The 13,745-nt window shown below is 31.9% G+C and carries 11 protein-coding genes and 1 tRNA gene; 4 read left to right on the top strand and 8 right to left on the bottom strand.

Annotated features, from left to right (window positions below; all coding sequences use genetic code 11):
• Window positions 1-9: 9 nt before the first annotated feature.
• The 3 genes from BLV68_RS00795 (at window position 10) to BLV68_RS00790 (ending at window position 3,320) form a co-directional block, all read left to right on the top strand.
• Window positions 10-699 (top strand): radical SAM protein, encoded by a 690-nt coding sequence (locus tag BLV68_RS00795; protein WP_093749893.1) that lies wholly within the window; start codon window positions 10-12, stop codon window positions 697-699.
• 247 nt (window positions 700-946) lie between these two features.
• On the top strand, window positions 947-1,105 hold the full coding sequence (locus tag BLV68_RS15610) for a hypothetical protein (RefSeq protein WP_200773583.1): 159 nt from the start codon (window positions 947-949) through the stop codon (window positions 1,103-1,105).
• Between the two features lie 247 nt (window positions 1,106-1,352).
• The gene (locus BLV68_RS00790; RefSeq protein ID WP_093749891.1) at window positions 1,353-3,320 is read left to right on the top strand and encodes an ABC-F family ATP-binding cassette domain-containing protein; all 1,968 of its coding nucleotides are present in this window, start codon (window positions 1,353-1,355) and stop codon (window positions 3,318-3,320) included.
• A 296-nt stretch (window positions 3,321-3,616) separates the two neighbouring features.
• Here BLV68_RS00790 and BLV68_RS00785 read toward each other — a convergent pair.
• From BLV68_RS00785 to BLV68_RS00750, 8 genes are all read right to left on the bottom strand, one after another.
• Window positions 3,617-3,690, bottom strand: a tRNA-Gln gene (locus tag BLV68_RS00785).
• Window positions 3,691-3,784: 94 nt separating this feature from the next.
• The gene (gene gltX, locus BLV68_RS00780) at window positions 3,785-5,251 is read right to left on the bottom strand and encodes a glutamate--tRNA ligase (RefSeq protein ID WP_200773582.1); all 1,467 of its coding nucleotides are present in this window, start codon (window positions 5,249-5,251) and stop codon (window positions 3,785-3,787) included.
• A 314-nt stretch (window positions 5,252-5,565) separates the two neighbouring features.
• Window positions 5,566-6,663, bottom strand: coding sequence for a glycosyltransferase (locus tag BLV68_RS00775; RefSeq protein ID WP_159428569.1), 1,098 nt, complete (start codon window positions 6,661-6,663; stop codon window positions 5,566-5,568).
• Between the two features lie 28 nt (window positions 6,664-6,691).
• Entirely contained in the window at window positions 6,692-7,600 is a 909-nt protein-coding gene (locus BLV68_RS00770) for a YihY/virulence factor BrkB family protein (RefSeq protein WP_159428568.1), read from the bottom strand.
• Between the two features lie 155 nt (window positions 7,601-7,755).
• Window positions 7,756-9,756, bottom strand: a complete 2,001-nt coding sequence (locus BLV68_RS00765; RefSeq protein ID WP_093749883.1) for a S9 family peptidase — start codon at window positions 9,754-9,756, stop codon at window positions 7,756-7,758.
• 122 nt (window positions 9,757-9,878) lie between these two features.
• Window positions 9,879-10,292, bottom strand: a complete 414-nt coding sequence (locus BLV68_RS00760; RefSeq protein ID WP_093749881.1) for a Fur family transcriptional regulator — start codon at window positions 10,290-10,292, stop codon at window positions 9,879-9,881.
• A gap of 27 nt (window positions 10,293-10,319) precedes the next feature.
• The gene (locus tag BLV68_RS00755; RefSeq protein ID WP_093749879.1) at window positions 10,320-10,496 is read right to left on the bottom strand and encodes an HTH domain-containing protein; all 177 of its coding nucleotides are present in this window, start codon (window positions 10,494-10,496) and stop codon (window positions 10,320-10,322) included.
• Between the two features lie 118 nt (window positions 10,497-10,614).
• The gene (locus BLV68_RS00750) at window positions 10,615-12,309 is read right to left on the bottom strand and encodes a hypothetical protein (protein ID WP_093749877.1); all 1,695 of its coding nucleotides are present in this window, start codon (window positions 12,307-12,309) and stop codon (window positions 10,615-10,617) included.
• Window positions 12,310-12,593: 284 nt separating this feature from the next.
• Here BLV68_RS00750 and BLV68_RS00745 point away from each other — a divergent pair, with 284 nt between their 5' ends.
• A complete protein-coding gene (locus BLV68_RS00745; protein ID WP_093749875.1) occupies window positions 12,594-13,712 on the top strand; it encodes a DUF3798 domain-containing protein in 1,119 nt (372 codons plus the stop codon).
• Window positions 13,713-13,745 lie beyond the last annotated feature (33 nt).

Here is a 13,745-nt window from a genome sequence, read left to right as displayed (position 1 = left end):
AGGATGAGTATGAACAACTTCAGTTATAAAGAAATTTATATAGAAGATGGTAAAAGAGTATTAGAAGTGGACATACTTCCTGAAAAGTACTGTAATTTTGATTGTATTTTCTGCCCTATAGGGCGAACACACAATAAGGTAGACGTACAACAAGCATTTAAGGAAATTGATAATTCATTAAAAGAGCTAGACAATATGATAGAAAATAATGAAATAGATTTAGTTTACATTAATTCAAAGGGAGAAGCCCTTTTAAATAGCAGAATCAACGATATAATTGACCTAATAAAAAGTAAGGGAGTATCTGTAAGACTGCTATCTAATGGATATTTATTAGGTAAAGATGAATATATGGAAATTGCTAATAAATGCGATGAGGTTATTGGAGAGATAAAGGTAATAACTGAAGTAGATTTTCAAAAAGTCCAAAGACCAATTGGAGGATATACCTTGGAAGAGTATATTTCAAATATGGCCTTATTTAATAAGCAATATGAAGGGAAATTCATATTTGAAGTTACTATTATTAAGGGCTACAATGATGATGAAGAATCTGTTGAGAAGATAAAGGATATTATTAAGAAGATATCTCCTGATGAGGTAATTATTGCAAGAATGGAAGGTGAACCATTTAAGAAGAAACTTGGTATTAGTGATGAAAGATTTGAGCAAATTTCAAATTTATTATTAAATGTTTAGTAAACTGATATGTGCCGTATTATTCAAAGGGATAAAAATATAGCTGAAACATTTAGGCGCCAAAATTCTAGTGATTGTGAGAGGAAATCAAAGGGAGGCTACAGGATAAAGAGGTTGAATTTGTTGAAGTTTCCTTTTGCACTGGAATCATGATAGTTAAAAAAACAAAATATTAGTTGACACTATATGTAAATTAATATATATTTGTTATGTGGGTATTTAGAAATTAGCTTCAGGCGGTGTAAAGATGATAAAGGAGCAATTGGTTAGTACAATTTTGGATATACTTCCAATGTCATATTTTGGCATAGCATTTACTAATGCTATGTTTGCAGGTGAAGTGTGTCCAAAATTAAATATTATGTTAACCAATGCTTATAAATCTATCTGTCTATCATCTTCATAGATTAAGATTATTTTTATATTTTAAATGTGATTTTATAATGTAGTTATATTGTTTTAAGTAAACTCGGGTAGATTTATATGCTCGAGTTTTTAGTTTTTTGTAGATAACACTAAAAGGTAATTAAAACAATAGATTATTATATGCTAAGTATATTAAGGCTACTACTAACTCGAGCAATTATAAGCTCGAGTTTTTTGTTATGAGAAAGTTGACTTATGAAAATGTAAAAAAATTGAGGGGGATTAGCATGATAGAAATAGGAATAAAGAATTTATGCAAATATTATGGTGCAAATAAGGTACTTGAGAATGTTACGCTTGAAATTAAGACAGGTGAGAGAATAGGCTTAATTGGGCGAAATGGCTCTGGAAAGACAACCTTATTTAAGATAATAGCTGGATTAGAAGAATACAATGGTGGAGAACTGACTTTAAGAAAAGGTGCCACAATAGGATTTTTAGAACAGATACCCTTATATCCAGAGGAATACAGGGTAATTGATGTTTTAAACATGGCCTTTGAAGATGTTTATAAAATTAAAAGGGAAATGGAGAAGCTTGAAAGTAAAATGTCAAATATACAGGGTGAAGAACTAGATAGAATAATGAATAAATATAGTTGTCTTCAGGAGAAGTTTGAGGTAAATGGAGGCTATGATATAGAAGAGAAGATTAATAGAATATCTACAGGGTTACATTTTGATGCAGGTTTTCTTGAAAAAAAGTTCTCATTGCTTAGTGGAGGTGAAAAAACCATTGTAATGTTAGGAAAGATATTACTTGAAAATCCAGATATATTATTATTAGATGAGCCTACTAACCATCTGGATTTTGAAGCTATCGACTGGCTGGAAAATTTCTTAAAGGAATATAATGGAGCTGTAATGATTATTTCTCACGATAGATACTTTTTAGATAAAGTTGTTACTAGAATAATTGAAATAGTGGATGGCAAAAGTGAACTGTACTTGGGAAACTATTCCTATTATGTTGATGAAAAAGAGAGGAGAATTTTAGAAAGATTAGAGGAGTATAAAAGACAAACTAAAAAAATAAAATCTATGGAGGAAGCTATAAGGAGATTTAGAGATTGGGGAGCTAGGTCAGATAATCCTAGATTTTTTAAAAAGGCTGAAAACATGAGGAAAAGAATAGAAAGAATGGATAAGATAGCGAAACCTAATCTAGATAATGGGGAAATTGGTTTGTTCTTTAATGGGAGTGAGAGAAGTGGCAAAGATGTTATAAGTGTATCAAAAGTTAGCAAATCATTTAAGGATAGGATATTAATTAAAGAGGTTGATTTCCATTTGAAATACTTAGATAGAGTAGCATTAATTGGGGAAAATGGCTGCGGTAAATCTACATTTTTAAAGATGATATTAAATAGATATATTTTGGAAAAGGGAAAGAATTCTATATTAGGGTATATAGAGGATTTTTCTAATTACAAGGAAGATGAAGGTACTATTAATATAGGTGCTAACGTTAGGATAGGCTATCTTGACCAGAATGTCGTATTTGAAAATGAAGACTACACTGTACTTGAATGTTTTAGAGAAATAAGGCCAATACCAGAAGGGCAGATTAGAGCTATTTTAGCAAAGTTTATGTTTTATGATGAGGATGTATTTAAAAAGGTAAGCATGCTGTCAGGTGGTGAGAGAAGCAGGCTAAGACTTTGCCAGCTGATGCATCAGGATATAAACCTCCTAATATTAGATGAGCCTACGAATCATCTTGATATAAGTTCTAGAGAAGCCCTTGAGCAAGCGCTTATGGAGTTTGAAGGGACCATATTGTTCATATCTCATGATAGATATTTTATTAATAAAATAGCTGATGAAATAGTTGAACTCAAGGATAAAAAATTAAAAAATTATAAAGGGAATTATGACTATTATGTAGAAAAAGCAAAGGAAGAGAAGTTGAAGCTGGGAAACGAAAAGACTATTTACAAAAAGAAATTAGAAAAAAACAAAAAAAGTAAAAGTAATCCAGTTATTGATAAAGCAAAGGAAGAAAAGAAAAGACTAAAGAGAAAACAGCAAATTGAAGAAGAAATATCTGAACTTGAGGGCAGATTAAAAAAATTAGAGATAAAGCTGGCAGAGTATTCGAGTGATTATAATAAGCTTATGGAGATATATTCTCAAAAGGAAGAATTGCAAAAAGAAATTGATATGCTCTTGGAACAATGGGTTAAGCTAGATTAAGATAACTTATAATAATTCTATTATCTCAATCATTATATAAAACTAAGGTTAAAAATAGTAATAAAGTAGGATTTCAATTAACCTCACCTAACTTATTGTAAAAAAGCAAAAAAGCAGAAAATCTTTTTGAATTTAAGTATTTTCTGCTTTTTTTATTAACTCATTATGCTTTGTCTTTAATCCGAACCTATCTTTAATGTGGGTTTTGCATAGCACGAAATGACAGCCCCAAGGAGATTCTAACTCCTGTTTTCGTTGTGAGGGGGCAACGTCTTAATCGCTTGATTATGGGGTCATGGCTCCGAGATTAGGATTCGAACCTAAACCATGTGATCCAGAGTCACAGGTGCTACCGTTACACCATCTCGGAATAATTTACATTTTTAGTATATACCCATTTTTTATGGTTGTCAAGAGTGTCCAAAAAGGCTCATAAGAAGTTGTACTTCTTATGAGCAATAGAATTACAGATTATTGATAAATTCAATTGCCTTATCCATTCTTCTTAAACATTCTTCTTTGCCTAATATAGATATAATATCAAACAATCCTGGTCCTACAGTTCTACCTGATAGGGCAAGTCTTGTTGGATGAATAATGTCGCCACCTTTAATACCTAGTTCATCAATTAAATCTCTATATACTTTTTCTACCGCTTCTACAGAAAAATCTGAAGCCTTTTCTAAAGCTAATTTGCCTTTAGTCAATAGTTCTACGACATTATCTTTTTTGAATCGCTTTTCTACTCCTTTTGGATCGTATTCGTCAATGTCCTTAAAGAAATATTCACTTGCATCTGCAATTTCTGAAAGAAGTTTTACTTTTTCTTTTACTGCTGAAACTACCCTTTTTATATAATTATATTTATATTCTATTTCATCTTCACTTATAAGCCCTTTCTCAATGAAAAAAGGAATAGTTTCCCTTGTAATATAGTCTATATCAAGGCTTCTTAAATAGTTGCCGTTAATCCATGATAGCTTATTAATGTCATAAATTGCAGCAGTTTTTGAGACCCTATCCAGAGAGAATTTTTTCACAGTATTTTCAATGCTGAAGATTTCTTCATTTCCTCCAGGAGCCCATCCTAGTAATGTTAAATAGTTAACTATAGCTTCCTTTAAGTAGCCCTGTTCTTTAAACTCTTCAACAGAGGTAGCCCCATGTCTCTTACTCAACTTGCTCCTATCAGGAGCTAAAATCATTGAGATATGTGCAAACTTAGGAATTTCATATCCTAAAGCCTTATACATTAAAATTTGTTTTGGTGTATTGGAAAGATGTTCTTCTGCCCTTATTACATGACTTATTTTCATCCAATGGTCATCAACTACACATGCAAAATTATATGTTGGCATATTGTTGGATTTTAATATTATATAGTCGTCCAATTGTGAATTATCAAAACTTACTGTCCCTCGTATTAGGTCTGATACTTCTGTAATTCCTTTCCTTGGGAGCTTTATTCTAATAACATAAGGTTTGCCCATTTTAATATTTGCTTCTATCTCTTCCTTAGATAGTGTTGAACATTTGCCAGAATATCTGTAAGGAACTTTAATAGAATTTTGAATTTTCCTTTCCATTACAGTTTCTTCTTCAGTACAGAAGCAGTAATATGCTTTTCCTTCTTCTACTAATCTTTGGGCTTCCCTTCTATAAAGTTCCAATCTTTCAGACTGAAAATAGGGGCCATACCTACCACCAATTTCAGGGCCTTCATCCCATTCAATACCTAACCATTTTAAACTTGATATTATTTGCTTTACTGAATCTTCCTTAAACCTTTCCCTATCAGTGTCTTCTATACGAAGGATAAATTTTCCACCATATCTTTTAGCAAAAAAGTAATTAAACAGTGCAGTTCTTGCTCCACCAATATGCAAATATCCGGTTGGACTGGGAGCAAAACGGACTCTAATCTCCTCCATAATATTTCTCCTTTCGTTTTAACTATATGTATTATATCACTATTAAGTTTTTATTAAAATAATGGAAGTAAGGCATTATTTAAAGTAATACTTATTTTTTTAGTACACACTATGGACATGAAACATATATTTTTTGCGCAAATAATGGAGCAAGTACATGCTATGCAAAGATTGGCTAAGAATTATCTATTAATATTGAGAGTAGATGTATTTGAGTGTGAATTAAAAAAGATTTGTTAAAACTGGTTCAGCACAATTTACTTGGAATTAATATGATAGGCACCATCAAATGGTGCCATCAATTTTCTATTATGTTAATTCTTATATGGGTCCATAATTACATGGATATATTTACTAATTATGTCCTCTTTTATATATTTTTTTGATTCTTCAAAGGCTCCATTTGAATATTTTTTGAAGGTGACTTCATCTTTTAATATTTCTTCAATTGCCTCTATTACTCCGTCAAGATCACCATAGGGTACTAATTTACCTGCATTGTGGGTTACTATGGATTTGGCAGCAGGGTATGAGTCGTATACTATAACAGGCATTCCTACCGAATAGGCCTCTACTATTACATTACCAAAGCCTTCATAGTTGGAAAGCAGGAGTAATATGCTATTTTCATGAGCTACTTCGCTAATATCCTTAATAACCCCTTTAACATTTACCTTTGAAAACTCTAATAATACCTTACTAATTCCATCTCCATAGGCGTTAATATTGTATTTTGGATAGAGTCTATCTGCTAATTTAATATACTCCTTAATGTTTTTTTGAATTATATCGAATCTACCCATATACATTAGACTATTGGTATATCTACATATTTGATTTCTAGGAGTTTTTGAAGGATTAGGGACAATATAGGATTTGAAATTATATTCAACCTTTGAATTGCCTAATATTTTCAATATCTCTTTTTTGTCTTCTTCCGTGTAAAATAGGAATTTATCAATATATTTAATCTTCTCCGTCAAAATAAAAGGAACTTTGCCTTTTTCAACTGTTCCAAAGGTAATATCTGGTCTATTGGATTGGAATATGATTATTTCATTGTTAATCAAATCCTTTTTAGACAAGAATATCAATTTTTGAACCCCAAAAACTACAATTTTAGAATTGGGGATTATTACTTCCTCCTTAATTTCTTCATTATCTATTTCAAATATGTTTATGTAGCGCTTAATCTTTTCGCTTTTATTTATAGCCATACTATATACTTCCACGTTTGGCAGTTTATCCAATATTAAATCCTTTTTATTATAAACTATGGGTATTTCTACAAATTTCTGCTCAGGGAGAGCCTGTTCTATCAACCTAATGATGGTTTGCACTCCACCTAGGGTTTGTGAACATCTATTGGACAAAAAATAGATTATGTCATCCTTGTTTAAACCCCTACTCATTTTATTATCACCTTTCCTATTGTATATATTATTTCTTTTCATCATCGCCACATTCATTAATTCCTTTATTACTCATAGTAGCAGCATAGGCTCCATTTATTTCGCCCCCAAGAACAATCATGATACTGGCAATATAAAGCCATATTAAAAGTACTATTATACCCCCTAAACTACCATAGGTTTTAGAATATTTGCCAAAATTATTTACATAGTACGAAAATATCATAGAAGCAATAACCCACCCAATGGTAGTAAATATTGCTCCAGGAAGAGTGTGGCGAATTTTTAAATGTATCCCTTCCTCTGGGGTAGGGCTGAATTTATATAATAGAGCAAATATTATTATCATGGACATAAGAGGAATTACAATACGCAACTTTTCCCATAAATGGATGAAAATATTAGTTGCACCTATTAGCCCAAATATTTTATTTCCTATGAGTTCTCCAAAAACTAACATACCAAGTACTATTATAAGGAGTAGGGCTAAGGCTACGGTAAATATGATTGCTATAGCTTTTAATCTCCAGTAAGGCCTTTTCTTTTTAACGTTATAGGCCTTGTTAATGGCCTTTATTATTGCTGTTATCCCTAAGGAACCAGTCCAGAGTGTTAATAGAAAACTTAAGGATAAAAGGGTGTCAGAACTGGAATAGGCTATTTCGTTTATAATTCCTTGAAGCAATTTTTGAGTTTCTTGCGGTAATAGAATATCTAAGCCATTAAACAGGTTTTCCTGTGTAATAGAAGTATAACTTAATATATTAAGAAAGAATATTAGAAAAGGAAATATAGATAGTATTAAATAGTAAGTAAGTTGTGCGCCTACAGCTGTTACTTCATCTTCTTTAATTCCACATATGAGCTGGTTGAGGAAAAAATACCATTTTTTATTTTTTTGCTTTTTTAATCTATCCTTTATATTGAGCGCTTTCAATTCTAAATCCCGCCTTATAAATGATATTTACATCTACAGGTATGATAGCATATTCTGATTTATTGATTGTCAAATAAATTATATTAACAATATTTTAATTCTAAAGGACTATGTTTATGAATGGGTTAAGGAAGAAAAAGAGAGGAGAAACCTCTCTAATTCTTTAAAAATCTATTAAACCAATTGGTAATCTCTTCAAGTCGTCTAATTCTATGCTTAGGTTTGCCAGATCTACTTAATTCGTGGTTTTCTCCTTTAAATATACAGATCCTTGATTCTACTCCATGGTATTTTAATGCAGTGAACATCTGTATTGCCTCCACTAACCAACAGCGATAATCTTCATCTGAGTGGATGAAGAGGGTAGGGGTCATTACCTTATTAGCGTATTTCAAAGGAGAATGGAACCATAATTTGTCTACATCATGCCAAGGAGTAGCTGTTTGCTGATCGGGAACAAAGTAATATCCAATATCCGTAGTGCCAAATTTGGATACCCAATTGGATATACTTCTTTGAGATGCAGCAGCCTTAAACCTGTTGGTATGGCCTATTATCCAGTTAGTCATAAAGCCACCATAAGAACCGCCAGTAACTCCTAATCTATTTTGATCTATATAGGGACAGCTTTCAAGGACCACATCGGTAAACTTCATAATATCTTCGTAATCGATGGTGCCATACTTGCCCCTTATATCTGCAAATTCATCTCCACGACCATCGCTACCCCTTGGATTGCAGAAGAATACTACATAACCTTCATTTGCCCAGTACTGCATTTCATGGAAGAAAACTTCACCATAGACGGTTTTAGGACCTCCGTGTATATCCAAAATACCTGGATATTTTTTATTTTCATCAAAATCTACAGGCTTTAATACCCATCCTTCAATTATTATTCCACTGTCAGTCTTAAAGGTTATTTTTTCTGGATTAGATAGTTTTCTTTCTTCTATAACCCATTGATTGAAATAGGTTAATTGTTCTTCCTTATAATTATCCAACCTGTATAATTCCTGTAATTTTAGCCCTCTAAGCCCTATAAACACTATATTTTCATCAAATACATCAAATCCATCTACAGAGCCTTTTTCCACAGTTAATTTTTCAATTTTTCCTGTTTTATCTATCCTATTTATATAGGAACTATCGTATTCCGTTGTAATAAAGTATAGATACTTCCCTTCTACTTTCATAGTAGTGCTACTACCATAACGCACATCTGCACCTACTGTGTTCCATAGGCTATAATCGAAATTCTTTGGGGTAAGCACCTTAGTATTTCCCTTATCATCCATTAAATAGATATGGTCATTTTCATTAAGCCCATAGTTTTCCATATGACTGCCGGTGAAGATTATGTAGTCTTCCAAAAAATCAGCATAAGAATAGTTAAAGTAATCATCATGGGTTATCTTTTTTAATAGATCTTCCTTAATATGGTAGATATATAAATCTGATTTTATTTGCATCTTGTCCATGAATGAATTGGCAATGAGTATTATTTTAGATTTATCCTTGCTTAATTTGAAATTTTCTACATTGGTAAATTGGTCGGTAATTGAGGTTAAAGCCTTTTCCCTAAGATTGTAGATATACAACCTATTCCTCTTTTTATTGGTAAAGCCTTTTCCATTGAACCAAAAGGGAATTTCATCTAATACTATGTAATCTTCTTCTTCCTTCATCTGCTTTAGAGCTTCTTCCTTTTCCTCTTTAGATAATCCTTCTAAATTAGGCCTATTGTGATCATATTCTGCACTTATTACTAGGTTATCTTCATCTAATATTTCAATTTGGTTTACATTTAGGGGAACTTCGAAGGCTTTTTTTGCTTCTCCGCCTAATAAAGATATTTCATAATAAACGGTGAACTCTTCACCCTTTTCTTTCCTAGCTTGGTCCTTTCTATCCCGTAGAGCTTGAAATAGTATTGTGTCTTTATCCTTAAATATAAAGCTGTTTTCCATGTTTCCAGAGGTGAGTTTAAGAGATTGGTTTGTTTCTATATCGTATACGTGAATGTTGGAAAGGTATGTATTTTCCTCCACATCCATTTCATGAAGGATAAAGGCTAATTTTTTTCCGTAAGGAGAAAACTTAATACCTGATAAAAACTTATACCTAGTTAAATCATCTACTTGCAAGTTTTTCATAGAACCCCTCCTTTTTATATGTTCTATGTTTATTATACATCAAAAATATAATATAAAATAGACTCGTATCAAGTAAAAAAATCGGTAATTGGTACCCATATAATATTGTTAAAGGGTCTCAATTACCGATTACATTCCTTACATATTCCATATAGATGAATATCCCTATCATTGACTATAAATCCATCTAAACTGTCTTCACTAAAAAAATTTGGGGAAATGGGGAAGTCATAGAGCTTCCCGCATTTCTCACATTTGAAATGGGCATGTATGTTGGTGTCAATATCATATCTTAATTCTTTTTCCTGTAGAGACAAAATCTTCACAACACCTTTTTCTAAAAACAAGTCCAGGGTGTTGTAAATGCTGGTTTTAGAGAGGGTAGGAATTTCATCCTTCAAACTTTTATATATGTCATCTACAGTAGGATGGTTTTTATTTTTTAGTAGATAACCTAATGTTTTGATTCTAATTGTAGAAGGTTTTATCTGATGTTTTGTTAGATACTCAATTAAATCATTATTATTATATTCCATTTTACTCCTCCTTTAGGAGTTAGGGGCTTATTTGGCTGTATAATAGCATCTTTTAGGGGATTCAATTAAGTCTTCTTTTTTTAGAGCCTTAATAGCCTTATCTACTTCTTTTTTATCCACATTAGCTTTTTCTGCTATTTCAGCTGCTTTTAGGGGTTCTTCAGATTCCTTTAAAGTTTTAAGTACCAATTCCTTAGTATCCAACCCAATTCCTCCTTTTGAAATCTAATCTAAAACAAATTTGTAATGATTACAATTTTATTATAATTACAATCAGCTTTTTTGTCAAGGTTTTATTTTAAAAAAAGAGATAGTTTATTAACTATCTCCCAAAATGGATTACTTTTCCATTATATTTTTCATATTCATCTTTCTTTGATAGGATTTTAAGTGCTAATTTTCCTAGTGAGGTTAAGGAAATTGAAAATGGATTCTTTTCATTATAATTCAATAATCCCATTAAATTCAAATAATAAGAAATGTTTGTTATGAAATTCCGTGTACTACTATTAGAATAGTGTAGACTATCTATCCTATAAATATTGTCTTTTTCTAAGCTAGTCAATAGATTCATTGCTTCAATCCTAATCCCCTTGATATCTCTATCTATGCCAAAGGCTTTTAGGAAATCTTCACTCCAGAGGAATTGTAACATTAAGCTAAATTTTTCCTCATCGCTAAGCCTCTGATAGCTGTGGCCTAGGTAGGTTAGATTTAATTTATTGTTATCTATTTTAGTCATTCCCTTGCTAATTGAAAGCAAATAGAAGAAGTGAATAAGAGGAAAATCCCTTTGGTTTGAGTTAGCCTTTGCTACCTCTTCTCTATTAATTAAAGCATCGTTTATCCTAATTAAATGTTTTTTCTTAATATATTTCTTTTTTTCAGTTACTTCGAAAGATTCAGCAAAAGTTAATAGCAGAAATTTCTCAAAGTCAGCAATGAAGCTTAAAGCTTCATCGTTTAAACTATAATTTATTCCCTGTGCTAATTCTACATCCACATTGAATGGAGGTTGGATTTCCCTTAATTTTGCCATATAAAAGAACCTATTTTTACTTATCTTAAGCAGGTCCTCATAGGGTCTAATGTAAGCTGGATCTTGGTTTTTAAGAAAGTATAAGTATTTTTTTAAGGTAGACAAATAGGAAGTAAAATCCCTTTTAGTAAATATGAATCCATCCCTTATAGCATCCATTATTAACTTTTCCATATCAAGCTGATCAAAGTCCAGCAGGAATAGATTCTTATTTATAAAATAATACTCGAATAATTCTATTAAATTGGCAATATGTGTTTTAATTGCTTGGGGGGATTCTTTGGTTTCCAGATAAAATTCAAAATCATTCAGTTCATCATAAAGTATATTGTTCATATCTTCGTCGTTGTCCATTACCTCATAGAAACACTCGGTATATATCCTATATACATTTATGCTGAATTTCTTTAAATATTCGCTTATGGACAGGTTAGGATATTTAAATCTAGTCCTATTGTAATCTAATAGTACTTTCTCAACAAACATATCTTTAACGGTAGATGGCAAGAAACTGATATTGCCAATAAATCCTTTGTAATTAATTATTTTGCCAATTCTACCAAATATTAAATCGGTAGGATTTAATAAATTTGAAATATTGGGGTCCCAAATTATATGTTGTTTTCGTGTTAATAAATCTAGGAGATAGATGTTGTTATCCTTTATATTTTCAACTTCAAATAGGGAAATAAAGGATTTATTTCTCTCTATTAATATTTCCTTTTCTAAGCCGGTTAAACGGGAAGACCAATCTTCCAGCATATGTTCAATAAAGGATTTACCTTCATTTGTTCTATAATCTATGCTAATCCATACATTAAAGGCAATTTTTGCTTTTTGTTCATCGTAATCGGGATAATAAAATTCAACGGTATCTAACACTTTCTCCTTTTGTATAAATTCATTTATATATTTAATAAGCTTCTTTGTCGTATTCTCCTGTAAAGCCTGTATATCATCATAATCTAAATTCTTCATATTACCCTCCAAAATTTAATAGTATTCCTCCTAGTTACAATTAATATATATTATATACTAACTTTATTCAATGCACAATTTATTTCAATTGATAATGGATAATTGTTTTGGGCTGGCTGTCAGTTTTTTTATTTTGGAAAATAAATTTGGACAAATTATATTCTATTTATCCATATCATTACATATAATCAATTAAGAAATGTTTCAAGTTAGCGTACATCTAATATTAGTTCTAGGTTTCTCATTTGAGATTTTAAATATGATCTTATTGAGGGGGGATTTCATTGGTAAAAAGGTTACTTGCTTTGTTACCAGTTGTCATCCTTACAATAGGCTTAATAGCTTGTGGTCAAAGTAAGGAGGTGCAAATGGACTTAGGTTTTAAAATTGGTATAGTTACTGGCACTGTTTCTCAAGGGGAGGAGGAATATAGGGCAGCAGAAAACGCAATAGCTAAATATGGAAGTGCCATTAAACACGTAACCTATCCGGATAAGTTTTCACAGGAGCAGGAAACTACCATAGCTCAAATAACTGCATTGGCTTCAGACCCTGAAATAAAGGCGATAATAATATGTCAAGCAGTACCGGGCACATCAGCAGCCATTGACAAGATAAAAGAAGAGAGGGACGATATATTATTCATAGCTGGAGTACCCCATGAAGACCCAGCAACCATAAGTGGACGGGCAGATATTGTTATGGAAACGGACAATCTAACCCGTGGTAGAACCATTATACAGTTAGCGAAGGATATGGGGGCAGAGACCTTTATTCACTACTCATTCCCAAGGCATATGTCCATGGAATTACTAGCTCAACGTAGGGATATAATGAAGCAAACATGTGAAGAATTAGGAATCAATTTTGTTGGAGTAGATGCACCAGATCCAACTGGAGATGCTGGTATACCAGGAGCACAGCAGTTTATGATTGAAGATGTCCCTAGACAAGTTGAAAAATACGGCAAAAATACTGCATTTTTCAATACAAACTGCGGAATGCAGGAACCTCTTATTAAAACGGTTTTAGAAACTGGAGCCATATACCCTGAACAATGTTGTCCTAGTCCATATCATGCTTATCCAGGAGCCCTTGGAATCGAAATACCAGAGGAAAAAGCTGGTGATGTAGCATATATGTTAGAGCAAATTCATGCAAAAATCGATGAAGCAGGAGCTAGTGGAAGATTTGCAACATGGAAGATATCAGCCAATATGGCAATGATAGATGCTGCTGTTCAGTATGCAATAGATTATGGTAATGGGGAAGTAGGAAAATTTGATAAGGACCATATGATTAAAATGCTAAAAGAAGTAACTGGAGATGATAATATCATAGTAAATGAATTAGAAGAAAATCCAAATTTCCTCATGTTTGTAGCTACATCAGAATTATTCTAAATAGAGGTCGTATGTACGACCTCATTCTTCTTA

This window comes from Tepidimicrobium xylanilyticum (assembly GCF_900106765.1).
GTDB classification, from domain to species: Bacteria; Bacillota; Clostridia; order Tissierellales; family Tepidimicrobiaceae; genus Tepidimicrobium; species Tepidimicrobium xylanilyticum.
Note: the sequence above shows the minus strand (reverse complement) of the source record. Positions and strands in the feature narration are given on the sequence as shown.

What these genes read in the sequence shown, in the direction of transcription:
- BLV68_RS15610 (WP_200773583.1), top strand. Translation starts at nt 947, where the DNA reads ATGATAAAGGAGCAATTGGTTAGTACAATTTTGGATATACTTCCAATG.
- BLV68_RS00765 (WP_093749883.1), bottom strand. Translation starts at nt 9,756, where the DNA reads ATGAAAAACTTGCAAGTAGATGATTTAACTAGGTATAAGTTTTTATCA.
- BLV68_RS00790 (WP_093749891.1), top strand. Translation starts at nt 1,353, where the DNA reads ATGATAGAAATAGGAATAAAGAATTTATGCAAATATTATGGTGCAAAT.
- BLV68_RS00795 (WP_093749893.1), top strand. Translation starts at nt 10, where the DNA reads ATGAACAACTTCAGTTATAAAGAAATTTATATAGAAGATGGTAAAAGA.
- BLV68_RS00775 (WP_159428569.1), bottom strand. Translation starts at nt 6,663, where the DNA reads ATGAGTAGGGGTTTAAACAAGGATGACATAATCTATTTTTTGTCCAAT.
- gltX (WP_200773582.1), bottom strand. Translation starts at nt 5,251, where the DNA reads ATGGAGGAGATTAGAGTCCGTTTTGCTCCCAGTCCAACCGGATATTTG.
- BLV68_RS00750 (WP_093749877.1), bottom strand. Translation starts at nt 12,309, where the DNA reads ATGAAGAATTTAGATTATGATGATATACAGGCTTTACAGGAGAATACG.
- BLV68_RS00760 (WP_093749881.1), bottom strand. Translation starts at nt 10,292, where the DNA reads ATGGAATATAATAATAATGATTTAATTGAGTATCTAACAAAACATCAG.